Source organism: Hyphomicrobium sp. NDB2Meth4 (assembly GCF_900117445.1).
Lineage (GTDB): Bacteria > Pseudomonadota > Alphaproteobacteria > Rhizobiales > Hyphomicrobiaceae > Hyphomicrobium_A.
This window is the reverse complement of sequence record NZ_FPEJ01000001.1, coordinates 362501-382089: the sequence shown is the minus strand read 5'-3', so window position 1 is coordinate 382089 and position 19589 is coordinate 362501. Positions and strand designations below refer to the sequence as shown.

Annotated in this window: 18 protein-coding genes (1 of these 18 cut by a window edge); 10 read left to right on the top strand and 8 right to left on the bottom strand. The window is 63.1% G+C overall.

Going from position 1 to position 19589, the window contains the following annotated elements; genetic code table 11:
- Nucleotides 1-5: 5 nt before the first annotated feature.
- The gene (locus NDB2M4_RS01800) at nt 6-428 is read right to left on the bottom strand and encodes a nuclear transport factor 2 family protein (RefSeq protein WP_072369287.1); all 423 of its coding nucleotides are present in this window, start codon (nt 426-428) and stop codon (nt 6-8) included.
- Between the two features lie 277 nt (nt 429-705).
- Here NDB2M4_RS01800 and NDB2M4_RS01795 point away from each other — a divergent pair, with 277 nt between their 5' ends.
- Together NDB2M4_RS01795 and NDB2M4_RS01790 are read left to right on the top strand one after the other, a co-directional pair.
- Complete coding sequence (locus NDB2M4_RS01795; RefSeq protein ID WP_072369285.1) at nt 706-1050, top strand: c-type cytochrome; 345 nt, start codon at nt 706-708, stop codon at nt 1048-1050.
- A gap of 180 nt (nt 1051-1230) precedes the next feature.
- Nucleotides 1231-2514, top strand: coding sequence for an MFS transporter (locus tag NDB2M4_RS01790; RefSeq protein ID WP_072369283.1), 1284 nt, complete (start codon nt 1231-1233; stop codon nt 2512-2514).
- A 9-nt stretch (nt 2515-2523) separates the two neighbouring features.
- On the opposite strand, the gene NDB2M4_RS01785 is transcribed toward NDB2M4_RS01790, so the two are convergent.
- Complete coding sequence (locus tag NDB2M4_RS01785) at nt 2524-2940, bottom strand: response regulator (protein ID WP_139247053.1); 417 nt, start codon at nt 2938-2940, stop codon at nt 2524-2526.
- Between the two features lie 63 nt (nt 2941-3003).
- A complete protein-coding gene (locus NDB2M4_RS01780) occupies nt 3004-3234 on the bottom strand; it encodes a hypothetical protein (protein WP_072369279.1) in 231 nt (76 codons plus the stop codon).
- A gap of 205 nt (nt 3235-3439) precedes the next feature.
- Between NDB2M4_RS01780 and NDB2M4_RS01775 the strand changes: the two genes are divergently transcribed.
- Nucleotides 3440-4036: a hypothetical protein gene (locus tag NDB2M4_RS01775; protein ID WP_139247052.1), complete on the top strand. Its 597-nt coding sequence runs from the start codon at nt 3440-3442 to the stop codon at nt 4034-4036.
- 6 nt (nt 4037-4042) lie between these two features.
- On the opposite strand, the gene NDB2M4_RS01770 is transcribed toward NDB2M4_RS01775, so the two are convergent.
- The 3 genes from NDB2M4_RS01770 to ubiG form a co-directional block, all read right to left on the bottom strand.
- The gene (locus NDB2M4_RS01770; protein WP_072369275.1) at nt 4043-5620 is read right to left on the bottom strand and encodes an OpgD/OpgG family glucan biosynthesis protein; all 1578 of its coding nucleotides are present in this window, start codon (nt 5618-5620) and stop codon (nt 4043-4045) included.
- Nucleotides 5621-5839: 219 nt separating this feature from the next.
- Nucleotides 5840-6034 (bottom strand): hypothetical protein, encoded by a 195-nt coding sequence (locus NDB2M4_RS01765; protein WP_139247051.1) that lies wholly within the window; start codon nt 6032-6034, stop codon nt 5840-5842.
- 176 nt (nt 6035-6210) lie between these two features.
- On the bottom strand, nt 6211-6978 hold the full coding sequence (gene ubiG / locus NDB2M4_RS01760) for a bifunctional 2-polyprenyl-6-hydroxyphenol methylase/3-demethylubiquinol 3-O-methyltransferase UbiG (protein WP_072369271.1): 768 nt from the start codon (nt 6976-6978) through the stop codon (nt 6211-6213).
- A 207-nt stretch (nt 6979-7185) separates the two neighbouring features.
- On the opposite strand from ubiG, the gene NDB2M4_RS01755 reads away from it, so the two are divergent.
- The 6 genes from NDB2M4_RS01755 to NDB2M4_RS01730 all read left to right on the top strand — a co-directional run bounded on the left by NDB2M4_RS01755 (nt 7186) and on the right by NDB2M4_RS01730 (nt 14963).
- Nucleotides 7186-8448 carry an aspartate kinase gene (locus tag NDB2M4_RS01755; RefSeq protein ID WP_072369269.1) on the top strand — a complete coding sequence of 421 codons (1263 nt, stop codon included), beginning with the start codon at nt 7186-7188 and terminating at the stop codon, nt 8446-8448.
- Between the two features lie 102 nt (nt 8449-8550).
- On the top strand, nt 8551-10809 hold the full coding sequence (gene ptsP, locus NDB2M4_RS01750; RefSeq protein ID WP_072369267.1) for a phosphoenolpyruvate--protein phosphotransferase: 2259 nt from the start codon (nt 8551-8553) through the stop codon (nt 10807-10809).
- 91 nt (nt 10810-10900) lie between these two features.
- Nucleotides 10901-11644: a helix-turn-helix domain-containing protein gene (locus NDB2M4_RS01745; RefSeq protein WP_083555630.1), complete on the top strand. Its 744-nt coding sequence runs from the start codon at nt 10901-10903 to the stop codon at nt 11642-11644.
- A 104-nt stretch (nt 11645-11748) separates the two neighbouring features.
- A complete protein-coding gene (gene prfA / locus NDB2M4_RS01740) occupies nt 11749-12834 on the top strand; it encodes a peptide chain release factor 1 (RefSeq protein ID WP_072371638.1) in 1086 nt (361 codons plus the stop codon).
- Nucleotides 12824-13723 carry a peptide chain release factor N(5)-glutamine methyltransferase gene (gene prmC / locus NDB2M4_RS01735; RefSeq protein WP_072369263.1) on the top strand — a complete coding sequence of 300 codons (900 nt, stop codon included), beginning with the start codon at nt 12824-12826 and terminating at the stop codon, nt 13721-13723. Before prfA ends, prmC begins: the two co-directional genes overlap by 11 nt.
- A gap of 397 nt (nt 13724-14120) precedes the next feature.
- Complete coding sequence (locus tag NDB2M4_RS01730; RefSeq protein ID WP_072369260.1) at nt 14121-14963, top strand: DUF4167 domain-containing protein; 843 nt, start codon at nt 14121-14123, stop codon at nt 14961-14963.
- Between the two features lie 84 nt (nt 14964-15047).
- Here the strand turns inward: NDB2M4_RS01730 and NDB2M4_RS01725 are convergent, their stop codons facing one another.
- Nucleotides 15048-15818 (bottom strand): MOSC domain-containing protein, encoded by a 771-nt coding sequence (locus NDB2M4_RS01725; RefSeq protein ID WP_072369258.1) that lies wholly within the window; start codon nt 15816-15818, stop codon nt 15048-15050.
- Nucleotides 15819-16019: 201 nt separating this feature from the next.
- On the opposite strand from NDB2M4_RS01725, the gene clpB reads away from it, so the two are divergent.
- Nucleotides 16020-18617 (top strand): ATP-dependent chaperone ClpB, encoded by a 2598-nt coding sequence (gene clpB, locus NDB2M4_RS01720; protein WP_072369256.1) that lies wholly within the window; start codon nt 16020-16022, stop codon nt 18615-18617.
- 202 nt (nt 18618-18819) lie between these two features.
- Here clpB and NDB2M4_RS01715 read toward each other — a convergent pair whose 3' ends face one another.
- A protein-coding gene (locus NDB2M4_RS01715; RefSeq protein WP_072369253.1) for a M23 family metallopeptidase crosses the window boundary here: on the bottom strand, nt 18820-19589 show its 3' end. 1246 nt of this gene lie beyond the right edge of the window; 770 of the gene's 2016 nt are visible here — the last part of the coding sequence; its start codon lies off the right edge, out of view; its stop codon occupies nt 18820-18822.

The following is a 19589-nucleotide window of genomic DNA, read 5'->3' as shown; positions in this document are numbered from 1 at the left end:
GGGAGTTAAGGCTCCGAGGCTTCGCTATCGAGCAGGGCGAGGAACGAGGATAGCGCCGCGGCATCGTGATATTCGTCCATACGCAGAATGCGGTGTCCGCGGAAGGTCAGCACCTGCCGGAAGGTGCCCGAGTGCGAATAGCCGCTGCGGTGGTCCCGCAGGTAGAACTCGGCATTCGCCGTGGCGACACCGTCTCTGAAGCGGAAGCTATGCGGGACGGACAGCCCTTCCATATGCTGTAGGCCGTTGAGGAAGGCGAGGAAGTCCGCCTTGCCATGCAGAACGGTTTCGGCGCTCGCGGTGCCGACGTTGCTCCAATAGATCATGTCGTCGTCGAAGAGCTCGAGGAGGGCAGCGAGGTCGCGCCTGTTCCAGATCTCATGCGCTGCATATAGAACTTGTGCAGCTCTCGACTCGGAAATCGTCACGGATACAACTCAGTCATTGCTAGGTCGGCGAGATTTAATTCACATTGTCCCGAAGCGCGGGCAAACTCTAGCATGGATATATCGCTGGTTGCGTGTGTTGCTCTGCCGCAATCCGCATTTCTTTATTGAGGTCCGTCACGCGTGTGCGGACATCCTGCCCGGGGCAAGCCGCAGCCGGGCATCTGCGCCCCGGCGTGGTTGCCTACATCGTCATCAGTAGCGGCTTGATATAGTCTTTAGCGGGCTACGAGTGCTCGCACGGCTGGAGGAGGCGAGGATGCGTTGGGTCGTTGCGCTGGGCATGGTGGTGGTGAGCGGCTGCGTGTGCGTGGCGGCAGCTGATGTCAAAACGGAAGCGGAGAAGGGCCAGGCGCTGCTGGAGCAGAACTGCGGGCGATGCCACGGTGTCGTGGGCGATCAGAAGAGTCCGTTGAAGCAGGCGCCCAACCTGTCGGTGGTGCTGGGTGCGTGGCCGAACGAAGAACTGGAAATGGAACTGGCGGACGGTGTCGGCTCGCGCCATCGCGACATGCCGCAGATTCAGTTCTCGCCCGAGGAAATTACGAGCATCTACTATTTCCTGCACGGCGGCGAAGAGAAGGCCCCGGCAAAAACGCCCTGACGCTACCAGGACGTAACTCCCGAAAGGCGTCCCGCCAGCGTGACGCTTAAGCCCCTGCGACACTGCGAGCGCGCTAGCGCTGTAGCTTCATTCTACAGGTGACCGCGAACCTCCGGTGCCATAGAAGCCGGGCTAATGCGCCGACCAATTGGCGTCTGCGCGACCCGGATCGCGACCTTCATGAGTCAAGACAACGTTCTGCCCTTTCGCAAATACCCTGATTTCACCCTGCTGCTGACGGGGCGGTTCCTGTCGACCGTGGCAATGCTCACGCAGAGCGTCACGCTGGGTTGGCAGGTCTATTCCGTGGCGCGGCTGGAGCACACGGTTGCCTACAGCTCGTTCCTCGTCGGCATGATCGGGCTCGTCCAGTTCGTGCCGATGTTCGCGTTCGTGCTGCTCGCCGGCGAGACGGCAGATCGGTACGATCGACGTAAGATACTGATCGCGTGCTGCGTGCTGCAGCTCGGCTGCTCGGCAGGGCTGGCGTTCAACGCGGCCGCGCAGCATCCAAGCATTTTAGCCATTTTCTCTATCGCGGCTTTGTTCGGCGTGGGGCGTGCCTTCACGATGCCCGCGTCGGCGTCGCTTGGGCCGATGTTGGTGCCGCGCGAGATCCTGCCGCGTGCCATCGGCTGGAATACGCTGGCAATGCAGACGGGCATGGTGATCGGGCCGTGGCTCGGTGGCGTGCTGTGCGCCGTTTCTGTACCGGCATCCTATGCGACGGCGGCCGCGCTCTATCTGTGTGCTGCAGTTGCCGTATCGCTGATAACCGCAAACACGAAGCCGGACCATAAGGGCGGTGGCCGTCTGAAGTTGATCGCGGAAGGGCTATCCTACGTATGGTCGAACAAGATCGTATTCGGCGCCATATCGCTGGATCTGTTTGCGGTGCTGCTGGGCGGGGTGACGGCACTGCTGCCGGTGTTCGCGCGTGACGTGCTGCACATCGGTCCGGACGGGTTTGGTTTGTTGCGCTCGGGGCCTGCGATTGGCGGCGGGTTGATGGCATTGGCGCTGAGCACGCGTCCGATCCAGCGAAATGCCGGGTTCTGGATGCTGGTATCAGTCGCGATCTACGGGTTCGCGACCATCATATTCGCAGTGTCGACATGGGTGTCGATATCGATGGTGGCACTTGCAATTTTGGGGGCTGCTGATGCCGTATCGGTGTTCGTGCGGCAGAGCCTCATTCAGATTGTGACGCCCGATCCGATGCGGGGACGCGTGACGGCGGTGTCCAGCCTCTTCATCAGCGCGTCGAACGAACTTGGGGAATTCGAGAGCGGAGTTGCGGCGCGTTTTCTGGGTCCGGTCGGGGCGGCGATCTTCGGGGGCGTGGGATCGATTGCGCTGACGGGTATCTGGGCGAAGCTCTTTCCTGCTCTGCGCGATGCCCATCTCGATACTGTCCGCGTGGAGTTGCCCGGCCAGAAAGTTGAAGTCTCCAAACCGGGCTGACGTCCTGCCTCACTGCATCATGCCACTCACGTTACGGCAGTTGGGGAGAGCGGCCTCTGCCTTCCTCGCAGCTTCCCGGCGCGCGCTCGGCGTGCGCAACAGAAATTCGACGAGGTCGCTGCTCATCGGCTTGGCAGCGTAGGTGTGAGGAACGTTGCCCAAGCCGACGCCGACGTTCGGGTAGCCGGACAGAACGATGACCCTGACGCCCATCGCCTGCAGCTCCTGGGCAATGCCAGCCCCGGTGTGCCCATCGTTAAGCTCGAGGTCGATGAAGGCGACGTCGGGAATTTGGTACTCGACGGATTTGAGTGCGTCGCGCCCGTTGGCGTAGATGCCCGATACGCGGTGCCCGTTTTCTTCGATAGTGAGGGCCAAGTCGGCGGCGAGGATGGCGTCGTCCTCGCAGATCATCACGGTGCTCATGACGTTCTCCTTTGGTTGAAGAACGCCGTGCAGTGGCGGTGGTTCCGCACTGCACAAAAACAACTATTCGCGGGGCCTCGGCGAAATCAGCGCATCTTGCTCCGCAGCGGCAGCGTGGTCGCCTGAAAGAATCCCAGTAGACGAAATCGAAGCGTCGCGTGCGGGTGCAAGCTTGCGGTCGACTTTTGCTGCGAGCGCGTACATCTGCTCGGGAACCGGGTTGAGGGTTACTGTTTCGTAAAGGAAGCGCAACTGCTTGGATGTAACGCGCGTCCAATGAAAGCCGTCGACCATTGCTTGTGCCTCCTCGGCTTTGGTTTGCGCCGGTGGTCTCGGCGGATCGAGCCGCTAACGGCGAGCAAGCCTTCCCGTTCCCATTGGTTGGAATTAACGCCCGGGCGCTGGCCGCGTGACTGCTGCGCTGTCGGGAACTAAGTCAGTCGCTGTCGAGTTGGGCGCATCAACCGTCACCCCGGGTGAGTGACTGTCGGAGAGGGACATGGCGCATCGACGTTTGACACGGTACCGCTGGCATCTGCTCGATGCCGTGCAGCTGGTTGCCATAGCCCTGCTCGCGCTGGCGTTGACGCCAGTTCTGGGACATCTGCTGACGCTGCAGTCGCGCCTGCAAATGCAACCGAACGACTATTTCGTCGTGCAGCAGCTCGATCGTTCGATGCTGGTTGTGGGAGTGCTGGGGCTGCTCGCTCTGGGCGGCGTGCTGGTGCACGCGTTCTTGGTGCGCGGCAATGCGCGTGCGTTCGTCTGGTCCATAGTGGCGGCTTGCGCGCTTTCCGTGGCGCAAGTCATTTTCTGGTCGATTGCAGTGCCGATGGGTGCCTTGACCGGCGCATGGACAGTAGCGTCAGAAGATTTCGAGAGCGCGCGGCAGAACTGGGAATACGCCATTGCGCTGGCAGGCGTGGTGACGTTCGGCGCATTAATGGCACTTGCTCGCGCCATCGAAGCGAGCCGGCCGCTCGCCTCGCTGGCTATACTCGAATCTATAGAACGGGATGCGGCGGTACGGCTGGCGCGCCGTGAGACGCGCCCGCTTGATGGCGATACCAAGCTGCAGCGAGATGCTGCAGCCTAAGCCCCATCAGGTTTTCGCAGGGATCCACTGGTAGAGCCACGTCTCGGTGAGTGTCTCGTCGCCGAGGCGGAGGTAGCAGCGCAGGTCGATCGGGTCGCTGCCTTCGGTGGTCAAGTCGAACAGTGCGCGCCAGCGATCGGTGCCAACGACTTTGACGACGTATGCATTATCAACGCGACCGCGCGAGTGCGTGACGACAGGCTCGACGTCGAAGCGCTGCTGCATGTTGTCGAGCGGTCCGCCAGTGAAGTCGATGACGAACTTGCGCTTGAACAGGTCTTCGCGGCGGCGAGCACCGGGGACGCCACCACTACCGGTGTAGGTGGCGACCACGCGGCCAATGTTTATGGGCGGGTTGGGCTCGTCGTTCTGCCAGTAAAGCTTATAGCCGAAGTGCAATTCATCGCCGGCGCGGACTGCCTCCTTCGGCACCCAGTAGGCGACGATGTTATCGTGGATCTCGTCGTCGGTCGGGATCTCGACGAGCTGCACGGCACCTTCGCCCCACTCGCCGACCGGTTCGACCCAGATGCCGGGCCGCTTGTTGTAGAACGCGCCGTCGTCCTCGTACTTGGCGAAGTCACGGTCGCGCTGCATCAGGCCGAAGCCTTTGGGGTTCTTGTCGAGGAACGAGTTGGTGCGAACCAACTCTGAATTGATGAGTGGGCGCCAGATATGCTCGTCGGCGCCAGTCCACATTGCGAGGCCGTCGCTGTCATGGATTTCGGGGCGCCAATCGGTGGCGTAGCGGCGGTCGTTCTCACCGTACCAGAACATGGACGTAAGCGGGGCAATGCCGACGCGGTCGATGTTCGTGCGCGCGAATATCTCCGCGCTGACGTCCATGACCGGTACGCGGGTCTTGGTGGCGGTGAACTTATAGGCGCCGCTGACGCTCGGACCATCGAGGAGCGCGTAGACGGTGATCAACGCGGCGTCGCCTTTGGGCTGTTCCAGCCAGAACTCAACGAAGCGCGGGAACTCTTCCGGCTCGGGCATAGCAGTGTTTATGGCAATGCCGCGCGCCGATGCGCCGTACTGGTTGTCTTCGCCTGATGTACGGAAATAACTGGCGCCCTGGAATGCGAGCCAGTCTGTATCTTTGCCGCGACCATCCATGACGCGGAAGCCCGAGTAGCCGAGGTCGGCGGGCAGCTTGCTGGCGAACTCTGGATCTTTGTAGTCGAAACTGTCAGCCGAGTAGATGAGCTGCCGTGCAACGCCGTCCGACAGCTCATTGATGCGGACGGGAAGCTGATTGTACTTGTCGACGTGGAAAAGACGCACGGGGCAAGCGCCGGGGCCATTTGGGAACAGCTCGCGATCGGCGCGGAATTTGATCTTTTGTGCAGCGTCGAAATCAACGTCTCCGACGATGCTCGGTGCGGCGGCTGGCGCGACGTAGGGCTTGGCAGCGAGGTCTTTGGCGCGCTGGCGGAGGGCATCGAAACTGAAGGGTTCGGGGTCGCCAAGGCGAACCGCCGGCGCGGGCTCTGCGCGCGCGGGTGAAAGACCTGCCAATGCCATCAAGAGGGCCCATTGGCCGCCGGTCGTGAGGACTTCTCTGCGGTTGACCTGAGACATGCTCGCTACCTGAGCTCGATGCTGAAAAAGCCGCCACACATGTGGAGGGCGGCGTCGGCTTGTCAATGGCCACGAAGGGCCACGGTTCCGCTGCGACGCAGCGCGGACGTAGCCCTTTCATTGTGGCGGGAGTTGCCCGGAGTGATGGCGGGAAACTGTCCGAAACCTAAGGTGTTCTTTTTGGAGTTTTCGAGCCGTGCCCGGGCCGGACCGCGTGGGTCACATCTGCTTTTCGGCCTTGCCGGTGATGGGATCGCGACCGCCGCGGTAGACATATTTGGTGTCGTCCTGCGGAACTTGCTGCTCGGTCTCGTCCTGGTCAGCCCGGCCTACCTTGGCGGGTGGCTCGTAGGTGTCCGGCGAATAGGCGGGGGCGACGGAGCCGCTCATATCGTCGGGCGTCCCGGAATACATCGGTGACTGACACCCGCCGAGCGCGAGCGATGCCAGGGCCGCGGCGATCAACACGATTGAGGCCCTTGGCCTAGATTTGCGGTGGTCGGTCATCGGGAAGCCCATTGGCTCGTTTCATTTTGAAACGCCCGATGGGGGGTGCGGTTCCTCGGGCGCGGCTGCAACCCGACTTGGCGTCAGGCGGCTGTTCGAGCAGAGGCGGCGATGTAATTGACGTCGGTGTCGGTGCCGAGGCGCCAGGTGTCCGACATGACATCATAGATAATGCCGGCCATTTGGGGCGGCGCGAACCCTGCGTCAGCGAGGTAGCGGGTCAGCTCTTCGGTGGTGACGAAGCGGTTCCAGTCGTGCGTGCCGCGGGGGATCCAGCCGAGCACGTATTCCGCGCCAACAATGGCGAGGGCGTAGCACTTCAAAGTGCGGTTTAGGGTCGACATTACGAGGGCACCGCCGGGCCGCACGAGCTGGCCGAGGCATTTTACGAAGGCGGCCTGGTCGGGGACGTGCTCGATCACCTCCACACAGACGACGGCATCGAACTGCTCACCCGCAGCAACGAGTTGCTCAACCGAGGCTGTACGATAGTCGATGGTGAGGCCCTGGCCTTTGGCGTGGCTGCGGGCGACGGCTATGGAATCGTGCGTCGGGTCGATGCCGGTGACGGCTGCGCCGAGGCGCGCGAGGGGCTCGGAAACGAGGCCTCCGCCGCATCCGACGTCGAGCACAGAAAGGCCGGATAATGGCTGCAACCCGGTGGTCTTGATGTCGAAGTGGCGCACCAGGGCGTTGCGGATGAAACTCAAGCGGGCGGGCCCCTGGCTGTGCAGCGGGCGCAGCTTTCCGGCGGTGTCCCACCATTCTCCGGCGAGGGCTTCGAAGCGCTCGACCTCGACCGGGTCGAGGTTCGCGGCAGGGGCGCTGGAGCTGTGTTCTGGGGTAGCCATGAGCGGGATACGGCGATGAGCGAAACAGAATGTCAAGACGCGGATATTGCGGGATGGGTGCGATGCCGTTAAGACAACGCCGCAAAAGCGGGATTCCTGTTCACTCCAGGCAATTAGGCGCCACCCGACGGCCGCGCTGCGCGGGCGGGCGACTAGAGCGGGCTGATCCAGACAACATTGAAGAATGAGCCGCACGGCGGGATAGCGATGGCTGTTGTTGTGATGAAGTTTGGCGGCACGTCCGTCGCCAACGTCGAGCGCATTCGCAACGTGGCGCGTCACGTGAAGCGTGAGGTCGACGCCGGCAACAAGGTGTGCGTGGTCGTCTCTGCCATGGCCGGCGCGACGAACCAGCTCGTTTCCTGGGTGCGCGAGGCCTCGGTGCTGCACGATGCGCGCGAGTATGACGCCGTCGTTGCCACGGGCGAGCAGGTTACGGCGGGGCTTCTCGCCATCGTGCTGCAGTCGATGGGACTGCAGGCGCGCTCCTGGCAGGGCTGGCAGATTCCGATCACTACGTCGGCTGCGCACGGGTCTGCCCGGATCGCCGGCATCGACGGAACCGAGCTGCGGCGCAGGCTCGATGACGGCGACGTTGCAGTGGTGACTGGCTTCCAGGGCATCGAGCCCGAGCGTCGCCGCATTGCAACATTGGGCCGCGGCGGATCAGACACCAGCGCGGTGGCCATGGCGGTCGCACTCAAAGCCGATGTGTGCGACATCTATACCGACGTCGATGGTGTCTACACCACCGATCCCCGCATCGTGCCGAAGGCGCGACGCCTGCCGAAGATCTCCTATGAGGAGATGCTGGAGATGGCCTCGCTCGGCTCCAAGGTGCTGCAGACGCGATCCGTAGAGCTCGCGATGGTGCACCGGATGCGGGTTCGTGTGCTGTCCAGCTTCGTGGCGCCCGAGGCGATGAGCCCCGTGCGTCTCGATCGCCTGGAGGACATTGGCACTATCGTTTGCGATGAGGAAGAGATCGTGGAGAACCAGGTCGTCAGCGGCATTGCCTACGTCAAGGACGAGGCCAAGGTGACGCTCATCAAGGTCGAGGACAAGCCGGGCATCGCCGCGCGCATCTTCGGACCGCTGGCGGATGCCAACATCAACGTCGACATGATCGTGCAGAGCGTCACGCCGGACGGCAAGCACACCGACATGACCTTCACGGTGCAGGCCAGCGAGCTGCCTCGCACGCTCGAGACGCTGAAAGGCGCCAAAACGGAGATCGGCGAGTTCGATGTGCAGAGCTCGGCCGACGTGGCCAAGATCTCGGTGATCGGCATCGGAATGCGCAGTCACGCCGGCGTCGCAGCCATGATGTTCAAAGCCCTTTCAAGCAAGGGCATCAATATTCTCGCAATCACAACTTCAGAGATCAAAATCAGCGTGCTTATCGACGCGGCATATGCCGAGCTGGCGGTGAGAACGTTGCACTCCATTTATGGGCTCGATTCGGATTGAGCGCTTAAGACAGCGCACCCGGTCGAGCACTGAGCCCCGCCATTCCGGCGGGTCACCCGGGCGGCACGACCTATGCAGAGGCGAGGCGACGAGCCACGAGTGATGACATCCGAGCCGGCGCTGCGTGTAATCATGCGGCGTCTTCGGGAGATCATGTCCGAACCGGGTGACGGACAGCAACGGCTCGACAAGATCGTCAAGCAGATCGCCGGCGTGATGGTCGCCGAAGTCTGCTCGATCTACCTCAAGCGACAGGACGGCTCTCTGGAGCTGTTCGCCACCGAGGGCCTCAACAGAGACGCCGTGCACGCGGTGCGCATGAAGCGTGGCGAAGGTCTCGTCGGCCGGTGCGCGGAACTCAATATCACGGTCAACGAGCCAGAGGCTTCGAACCACCCGGCGTTCTCATATCGTCCGGAGACGGGCGAAGAAATCTATCACTCGCTGCTGGCGGTACCGATTCAGCGGTCGGGCCAGGTGCTCGGCGTGCTGGTCGTCCAGAACCGCACGCAGAAGGAATACTCCGACGAGGATGTCGAGGTGCTGCAGGCGACCGCGATGGTCGTTGCCGAGCATCTCGTTTCCGGTGCGGTGGCGGGCTCGGGCGCGTCTATCGAGATCGAGAAATCGCTTTCGGCGGTGATCCAGGGCGAGAAGATGGCCGATGGGATCGCGCTCGGGCATGTTGTGCTGCATGAGCCGCGCATCGTCGTCACGCATCTGATGGCCGAAGACCCGGCGGCGGAGCTGGTGCGCCTCGAGGCTGCAATCGTGACGCTGCGCGCGTCGCTTGATGAGATGTTCGAGCACGAGCACCTGTCGGGTGCTGGCGAGCATCGCGACGTGCTCGAAGCCTACCGCATGTTCGCACACGACAAGGGTTGGGAGCGCCGGCTGCGCGAGGCGGTCGAGGGCGGTCTGACTGCCGAGGCTGCGGTGGAGCGCGTGCAGAACTCTACGCGTGCGCGCATGTTGCGGCAGAACGATGCGTATTGGCGCGAGCGTCAGCGTGACCTCGATGATCTGTCGGACCGGTTGCTGCGCATTCTCGCGGGTCGCATCACCAGTGCAGATGCACCCTCTGCGCTTCCGCCCGACACCATTCTCGTTGCGCGCACGATGGGACCTGCAGAGCTGCTGGATTATGACCGTCGGCGGTTGCGGGGATTGATCGTCGAAGACGGCAGCGGGCAGAGTCATGTCGCTGTCGTTGCCAAGGCGCTGGGCATCGCTGCTGTGGGCCAGGCGCGGGGCGTCGTCGAACGCGTGACGGCGGGCGACGCCGCGATTGTCGATGCGACGACCGGCGAGGTTCACTTGCGGCCGTCTTCGGATGTGATCGCGGCCTATTCCGACAAGGTGCGGTTCCTGGCCCGTCGGCAACGGCAGTACAAGGCGTTGCGCGATGTTCCGGCGGTGACGGCGGATGGTGTGCGGGTGAACCTGCACATCAACGCGGGTCTGCTCGTCGACCTGCCGCATTTGAAAGAGTCGGGTGCGGACGGTGTCGGTCTGTTCCGCACCGAGCTGCTTTTCATGCTGTCGAATACGCTGCCCAAGGTCGAGCGGCAGGCGGATTCCTATAGTGCGGTGCTGGCGCGCGCGGATGGCAAGCCTGTGGTGTTCCGGACGCTCGACATCGGCGGCGACAAGGTTTTGCATTATCTGCGGCAGCCCAAGGAAGAGAATCCGGCGATGGGCTGGCGCGCGGTGCGCATGGGCCTCGATCGCCCGGCGTTGCTGCGCACGCAGGTGCGAGCCCTGCTGCGCGCTGCCGGGGGACAAGAGCTGCGGCTCATGATCCCGATGATATCGACGGCCGCCGAGATGGATCCGGTGCGCGAGTTGATCGAAAAAGAGCACCAGATCCTCTTGGCCAAAGGGCGTGAGCCGCCCAAGACGATCCGCGTCGGCGCGATGGTGGAAGTGCCCTGCCTATTATTTGAGCTCGACGCGCTGATGAAGAAGGTCGACTTCATCTCGGTCGGCAGCAACGATCTTATGCAGTTCATGTTTGCGGCAGATCGTACGAATGCGCGCGTGGGCAGCCGCTACGACCCACTATCTCCGGCGCCGCTGCGGGCTTTGAAGTCGCTGGTGAAGGCTTCGGAGAAGTACAAGGTGCCCGTGACGCTGTGCGGAGAAATGGCCGGGCGTCCGATTGAGGCACTGGTGCTGATCGCACTCGGCTTCCGGTCGCTGTCAATGGCGCCTGCATCAATCGGTCCGGTCAAGACGATGATCCTGTCGCTTGATGCGAACCGCGCGTCGAAACTTGTGGAAGACCTGTTGAAAAAGGGCACCACTGGTATGCGCGAACGTATCTCTGCCTTCGCTAGCGCAGAAGGTATCGAGATCTAGTTTCGCGTTCCGACTGGACAAGGCGTCGCCGTTATTGGACGATACCTCCCAGGGGGAACTTCCGGTTCCAGAATCGTTTTTGGCGTTGGTCATGCGTAGAGCCTACGAGCCAGCAAGACCCTTTCCTGTTGCGCGCCCGCAAGCGGCCCGCACGCACGCCCCTGTTGCACCTTCTCCATCGCAAGCGGCGCTTGCTGCGGACATCTCTCGCTTCTTTCATGACTTGCGTGGCGCGCTCGGGTTGTCGCCGCTGCAGGCTGCTCAGGCGCTGTCGACACGCGTCGACATCATCGCCGCGCTCGAGGCCGGACAGGTCCAGGCACTGCCGCTGTGGCCAGAGACGTGCCGCATCGTGCGTTCGTATGCTGGATTGGCGGGGCTGGACCCGCGTCCAGTACTGCATATCCTGGAGCAGCTTTACGTTGCCGCGCCTCGCGCGCAGGCGCCACAGCCGACGCCCCGGCGTCCGTTGATCCGCAACATCAATCTTGGCGGACAGAGCAGCGCGCCGATCATCAAGGCGATCGGCGGGGGCGGTAAACGGGCGGCCCAGGCGGCACGCAAGGTCAGCCGGGTGGTCAACGATCATGCCGGGCGCCCTGGCATGGCGCTGTTTACCGTGACGCTCGGCATCGCCATGATCGTCCTCATCACCCAGACGTCGGTGCTGGAAGCGGCGGTTTCGCAGTTGCCGCCGTCTATGAAGCGGTTCGTGCGCGGGGCGCAGAACTACGTGATCGTGCGGTTTGCCCCGGTTCGCGACGGCATGCGGTGGATCGACGTTCCCGACCCCAGGACCCGGCGCGGCGACAAATTGCAGACGGCCGCCCAATAGGATTAGATGCGGCGCGCCGCGGCGCGGGTGCCCATATATTCACCCCATAATAGAACATGAACCGGCTCGCCGAGACGCGAAGCTGGCATTCCGTTTCGAGAACCATGGTCGGAATTCCACAAGACAAAATCGAAAAGATGGTGGGGCGCTGGAGCGCGATCCAGGCGGAGCTCAACGCCGGGGTGAACCAGGCGGCGTATGCGAAGCTGACGAAGGAGTTCGCCCAGCTCAACCCGGTGGTGGAGACGATCGAGGCGCTGAGGGCAGCCGAAAAGGAGCGCGCGGACCTGCAGGCGATGGTCGATGATCCATCGGCGGACAAGGAGATGGTCGCGCTGGCGGAGGCGGACCTCGAGGCGCTGGAGCCGCGACGCGAGGCGCTGGAGCAGAAGTTGAAGATCCAGCTGCTGCCGAAGGATGCGGCCGACGAGCGCAGTGCCATCCTGGAAGTGCGCGCCGGCACTGGCGGCGATGAGGCGGCGCTATTCGCGGCGGATCTGTTCCGCATGTACGCGCGCTATGCGGAGTTGCACGGTTGGAAGGTCGAGGTCATCTCGGAGTCGGAGAACGACCTCGGCGGCTACAAGGAAATCGTGGCGTCGATCTCCGGCGAGGGGGTTTTCGCGAAGCTGAAGTTCGAATCCGGCGTGCACCGGGTGCAGCGCATCCCCGCGACGGAGACTGGCGGGCGCATCCATACCTCTGCGGCGACGGTCGCGGTGCTGCCGGAGGCCGAGGATATCGACATCGACATTCGCCCCGAGGACATCCGCATCGATACGATGCGGGCGGGTGGCGCAGGCGGTCAGCACGTCAACAAGACGGATTCCGCCGTGCGCATGACGCATTTGCCCACGGGTATCGTCGTCGTGTCGGCGGAGAAGTCGCAGCATCAGAACCGCCGGCTGGCGATGCAGGTGCTGCGCTCGCGCGTCTACGAGATGGAGCGGGAAAAGGCGGATTCTGCGCGCGCGGAGGCGCGTAAGGGGCAGGTCGGCTCGGGCGATCGTTCGCAGCGCATCCGCACCTACAACTTTCCGCAAGGGCGGGTGACGGACCACCGGATCAATCTCACGCTGCATAAGCTCGATACGGTGCTCGACGGCTCCGGTCTCGATGAGATGATCGACGCCCTGACAACGGATCACCAGGCGACGCTGCTCGCCGAGATGGCGGGCAATGGCGCCTGAGCCTCCGACAGAGCACGAGGCTTTCGGCACGCTCGGCGAGGCGGCGCAGGCGGGGCAGCGCGATCTTGCTACCGCGGGGATCGAGGATGCGGGACGCGATGCGCGGCTATTGCTGGTCGCGGCGACGGGGTGCTCGACCGCGGACATCATCGCGCATCCCGAGCGGCCATTGCCCGAGGAGGCGCGTGAGAGATTTGCAGCGATGCTCGTGCGGCGGGCCGCGCATGAGCCGGTTTCGCGCATTCTAGGAGAGCGGGAATTTTATGGACGGCGCTTTTTGCTGTCGCGGGAGACGCTCGACCCGAGGCCGGATAGCGAGACGCTGATCGAGGCTGCTCTGGGAATTGCCGATCGGGCGGGCTGGCGCGAAAAACCCATTCGCATCCTCGACATCGGCACCGGCACGGGTTGTCTGCTGCTGACGCTGCTGGCGGAGCTGCCGCAAGCGCGCGGTCTCGGGACGGATATCAGCGCAGATGCGCTGGAGACGGCGCGGAAGAATGCTCGTGCGCTGGGCGTCGGCGATCGCGCGCAGTTTGAAATCCACGATGTGCTGGATGGTATTGAGGACCGGTTCGATCTGGTGATCAGCAACCCGCCTTATATCGCGAGTGGTGAGATCGCTGGTTTGAGTCCGGAGGTGCGCGTTTTTGATCCGCGTGCTGCACTTGATGGCGGGGCGGACGGCCTCGAAATATATAGAAGGATAGCGGCCGGCCTCGATCGCGTGCTCGATGGGGCAGCGGTGGTGGAAGTTGGAGCAGGCCAAGCCGGCCCTGTGGCAGTCTTGTTGCAGCAAGCGTTCGTTAAGACACGTAAGGCAGAACTGAGCCGACATTCAGACCTTGGTGGCCACGAGCGCTGTGTGGCGTTGTTGCTACAGTTATAATTGGTCGCAAAGAAACTGTTTGATTTGCTCCGGTTCCGCGCTAGTCTGGCTGCAGCCGATTAAACGTGTGGCGCGCTTCAGTGTTGGAGCTCTGACCTGCCGCACGAGCTGGGAAACCCAGCTGGGATGATAGAGGCGCGGGGACACGTGGTTACGGGGCCCTGTAGCTCCCGCTGAAACGGCAATCGCTAGCCGTGTGGCGTGCCACGCCCCTTTCCGATCGGAAGTAGCGACTGCCGGTTGAGCGTCACAAGATTGAGATACAACGCGCGCGCATGGGCGCCGCCAGGAAAACTGGCCAGAGACTGCGGTTTCAGCGCCTCTCTAGGGCACTAGCGATTGAAAGACGCTAACGAGACGTGACGCCTGTCATTCATCACCACCGAGAACGGAGCCAATGAGGCAAGGACAGCAGAACCGCCGGGGACGCGGACGCAACCGCAAGGGCCAAAGCCCGCTGACGCGCAGCTTCGAGAGCACGGGGCCGGACGTTAAGATCCGTGGAACTCCGTCTCATATCGCTGAAAAGTATATGTCGCTGGCCCGTGATGCCTCGTCTTCGGGCGATCCGGTTCTCGCAGAGAACTATCTGCAACACGCCGAACACTACAACCGCATCATCATGGCCTTCCGGGAGCAGCAGATCAGCCAGGGCGGGCCGGATATAAACGGCGGGATACCGCGCAATCGGCCGTTCAACGACATGGACGGCGACGACTACGGCGATGATGATGGCGATGATGGCGATATGCAGCCGTCGTTCAATCAACCGCGCCACAACAACGATCAGCCGCGGATGGAAGGTCAGCGGTTCGACGGGCAGCGACATGAGCGCCACGATCAGGGCCGCTTCCGTGACCGGAACGAGCACCGTGGCCGGAATCATGACCGAGGCGATCGGGGGGATCGTGGCGGCGACCGCGGAGATCGTGGTGACCGGGGCGAGCGTCGCGATCGCGAGCATGGCGGCGAAGGGTTTGGCGCACAGCCGCGCCCACCGCGCAACAACAGTCCGGAAGGCGTCGATGCTGGTGGGCCGCAGCCGGTGGCCGAGGCGCAGCCGTTCCAGCCGCGCCGCGAACGGGAGCGTGATCGCGACCGCGATCGGTTCCCGCAGCAGCAGCACGAGCAGCCGGAATTCCTGCGCCGGCCGGTTCGCCGTCCGCGCCGCGAAAGCAGCGCCGGCGGTGAGGTGAGCGCGGCAGCCGCCGCAGCACCGGCTACGGACGACGCCGAGTAAACGGTAATCCAGTTCTGACGAATGGGCGGCCGCCCTCCCGATCGGGAGTGGCGGCCGCTTTTTTTGGCGGCGGGCGCGCTGCGGCTAAGAGAATTTGACCGGGTCGCCGAGGGTGATTTCGCCGTCGGAGAGGACGCGGGCATAGATGCCGAAGTCGGAATGTCCGTAGGTGCGCAGCAGCGTGGCGGGCAAAGCGGTGTCGCGTTTTCCGGTATCGGGATCGACGTCGGTGGCGGCGCAACGCTCAGTGCGCTTGATGAATGCGAGCGGCACGCCGCCGATCTGCAGCGGCTTATCCTTCCAACTGAATTCGGCCCATGGCTCGGCGCCATCGATGATGACGTTGGGGCGGAAGCGCAACGGATTGAGTTGGCGGCCGGCTACGCGCTCCAATTCGCGTAGCGACGCCAAGTTGACGATGTGCAGGCACTTGGCAGCGACATCGGAAAAGCTGTGGCCGGGGGCCGAAACGACGTGAGGCGGTCCGCGCAACTCCGACTGCATGTAGGCTGCGAGGAACTGCTCGATCATGCGGCGGCCGAGCTGGCTGCGCAGATCGCCGCGCGCCACCTGCTTGCCGGCGCGTAAGATCGTCAGGGTCTCGGTCTCGTCATCGAAGCGCGTCTGCAATGTCGCCAGGCGCTCATTACGCATCAACATCAGGAAGTTGATCTTCGGCAGGTGGGCGGGATGCTCGGGGTCGAATCGGCCGATACCGTTCTCGATCGCATAGGCGCGGTCGAAAGGGACGGTCTGGTCCCTAGTCAACGTCACGCGCTCGAGCGGTTCGGGCGAGAGGCCCTTGACGGGATAGCGATAGAGTCCGCGGACGGCAGGTTCGAGCGAGGATGACATCGTTGATGCAACTCAAGTGAGTTTGAGAAGTACCGGTGTAGCCCTCTTTTGTCCGGTTTCGACCACACTATATCACCTGTTGGAAAGGTTTCCGGACGATGCTGCCGCGTCGGTAGGTCGGCGGAACCACATTAATCCTGACGTGGAAGGTGCCGGGCCGTGCCATCAGGGCGGAACGGTGCGCTGAGGAGGGAATCTCTCATGAACTTTGAAATGTTTACGGACCGCGCACGCGGTTTCGTACAAGCGGCGCAGAATCTGGCGCTGCGTGAAGGCCATCAGCAGTTTTCGCCCGACCACCTGTTGAAGGTGCTGCTCGACGACAATGAAGGGTTGGCCGCAGGGCTGATCCGCAAGGCTGGCGGCGATCCTAAGGCGGCGCTGAAGGCGGTCGAAGCTCAGCTTGCGAAGCGTCCGTCGGTGTCGGGCGGCGGGGCTGGCCAGCTTTATATGGCATCCGAGCTCGCGCGCGTTTTCGACGCGGCGGAGAAGATCGCAGAGAAGGCCGGCGACAAGTACGTAACCGCCGAACGGCTGTTGCTTGCGCTGGCGCTCGAGAAGGGCACGGATGCTGCCAAGATCCTCGCTGATGCGGGGGTGACGGCGCAGGGTCTCAACACGGCGATCAACGAATTGCGCAAAGGACGTACCGCGGACACGGCGTCGGCCGAGCAGGGCTATGACGCTCTGAAGCGCTATGCGCGCGACCTCACCGAAGCTGCGGCTGCAGGCAAGATCGATCCGGTTATTGGCCGCGACGAAGAAATTCGCCGTACCATTCAGGTGCTGTCGCGGCGTTCGAAGAACAATCCCGTGCTGATCGGTGAGCCGGGTGTCGGCAAGACGGCGATCGCCGAGGGCTTGGCGCAGCGCATCGTCAAGGGCGACGTGCCGGACAGCCTCAAGGACAAGAAGCTGCTGGCGCTCGACATGGGCTCGCTGATTGCCGGCGCGAAGTATCGCGGCGAGTTCGAGGAGCGCCTCAAAGCCGTGCTGAGCGAGGTCGAGGCCGAGCAGGGACGCATCATCCTCTTCATCGACGAGCTGCACACCATCGTGGGTGCCGGCAAGACCGAAGGCTCCATGGATGCCGGCAATCTGCTGAAGCCGGCGCTGGCACGCGGTGAATTGCACTGCGTCGGCGCAACGACGCTCGATGAGTATCGCAAGCATATCGAGAAGGATGCGGCGCTGGCGCGGCGCTTCCAGCCGGTGTTCGTCAACGAGCCGACGGTGGAAGACACCATCTCGATCCTGCGCGGCATCAAGGAGAAGTACGAGCTGCATCACGGCGTGCGGATTACCGACAGCGCGCTGGTGGCGGCCGCTACGCTCTCTAACCGCTACATCGCGGATCGTTTCCTGCCGGACAAGGCGATCGACCTCGTCGACGAGGCGGCTTCGCGGCTCAAGATGCAGATCGATTCCAAGCCCGAGGAACTGGACCGCATCGATCGCGAGCTGATGCAGCTGAAGATCGAGCGCGAAGCTTTGAAGAAGGAGACGGATGCCGCGTCGAAAGACCGGCTGTCCAATCTTGAGAAGGAGATCGCCGACCTCGAGGAGGAGAGCAAGATCCTGACGCAGAACTGGGAAGCAGAGCGCGAAAAGCTCGGCAGTGCCCAGAAGCTGAAGGAGGAGCTCGACACCGCGCGGACCGAGTTGGAGAAGGCGCAGCGCCGCGGTGACCTGCAGCGCGCGGGCGAGCTTGCCTATGGCAAGATTCCCGATCTGGAGAAGAAGCTCCTGAAGATGGAGCAAGAGGAAGCCAAGGGTGGCATGGTCGAAGAGGCCGTGACACCGGATCAGATCGCGTCGGTCGTGTCGCGGTGGACGGGTATTCCGGTCGACCGCATGCTCGAAGGCGAGCGCGAGAAGCTCCTGAAGATGGAGGATGCGCTGGCGAAGCGCGTCGTTGGTCAGCGCGAGGCGGTGGATGCCGTCTCTAAGGCTGTGCGGCGCGCACGTGCGGGCCTGCAGGATCCGAACCGGCCGATCGGCTCGTTCATGTTCCTCGGGCCGACGGGTGTCGGCAAGACCGAACTGTCAAAGGCGCTCGCGGCATTCCTGTTCGATGACGACAACGCGATGCAGCGCTTCGATATGTCGGAGTACATGGAGAAGCACTCGGTCGCTCGTCTCATCGGCGCCCCTCCCGGCTATGTCGGCTATGAGGAAGGCGGCTCGCTGACCGAGGCAGTGCGTCGCCGGCCGTATCAGGTGATCCTGTTCGACGAGATCGAAAAGGCGCACCCGGACGTGTTCAACGTGCTGCTGCAGGTGCTCGACGACGGGCGTCTGACGGACGGACAGGGCCGCACGGTCGACTTCCGCAACACGATCATCATCCTGACGTCGAACATCGGCGCGGAGTATCTCGTCAACCAGAAGGAAGGCGAGGACACGGCGCTGGTTCGCGATCTGGTGATGGGCGAAGTGCGGCAGAAGTTCCGGCCGGAATTCCTCAACCGTCTCGACGACACGATCCTGTTCCACCGTCTGCAGCGTGCGGACATGGGCAAGATCGTCGACATCCAGATGAAGCGTCTCGACAAGCTGCTCGCCGATCGCAAGATCATCGTCGATCTCGACGATGCGGCGCGGACGTGGCTCGCCAATCGCGGCTATGATCCGGCCTATGGTGCGCGTCCGCTGAAGCGCGTCATCCAGCGGCATGTGCAGGATCCGCTCGCCGAGCAGATCCTCGCGGGGCGCATCAAGGATGGCGACACGGTGCACATCGGCGTGCGCGACGGCGAACTGGTGCTGAACGGCGAGGTCGTGAAGGCAGCGGCCTAAGCCGGGCATGGCAGGCAAGTAAGGCAGTCGGCAGTGGGCAGTCGGAATGGCGCCCGCTGCCGTTGTCGTTTCTGCCTCATGCGTGCAGGGTGCGGTGCCTATCCACATCTTTCATCCCGGCGCGGGACGGGACCAGAGAAGCGTGCGGAAGCTGGCGCAGGCCCCGACCTTCGTCGGGGTGACGTCGAGGTGCGTCGGCTGCCTATTTGCTGGCGGTCATGACTGGTGCGAGGTGGCGCAGGTCGTCGATGCGCTGGCGCTCTTTCTGGAACTCAGCGAGCTGACGGCCCGAGAGCTCGCGCTCGCGCGGCACCTGGATGGCGAGCGGGTCGACGAAGCGCGAATTGATCAACACCTCGTAGTGAAGATGCGGGCCAGATGCGAGGCCTGTCGATCCGACATAACCGATGATTTCGCCCTGGCGCACCTTGGCGCCGGCGACGATGCCTTTGCGCAGACGCAGCATATGTCCGTAGGCGGTGTGATAGCCGTTCGGGTGACGGATGCGCACGTAGTTGCCGTACTGACCTTTGCGTCCGGCCTCCTCGATGACGCCCGTGCCTGCGGCAAGAATCGGCGTTCCGGTCGATGTTGCCCAGTCGACACCGGTGTGCATGCGCCGCTCGTTGAGCAGGGGATGGAAGCGCATGCCGAAGCCGGAAGCGAGGCGAACGTCGCCGCGAACGGGGCGGCGCATGAGGAACTGCTTCGAGTTGTTTCCGCGCTCGTCGTAGTAGTCGACGACGCCATCGGGGGTGCGGAAACGGTAGAATTTGTATGTCTCGCCGCCGCTGGTGATGGACGTGTAGAGCAACTCACCAGGCGGACTATCTGCCTTCGCACCATCCTTCATGTCGAAGAAATATTCGATTGAATCGCCGGGGCGCAGTCGGCGTCTGAAGTCCGTTTGCGAGGCGTGAATTTTCATCACCTTGGTGATGACGTCCTCTGGAAGCTTCTGCAGCTGGGCGG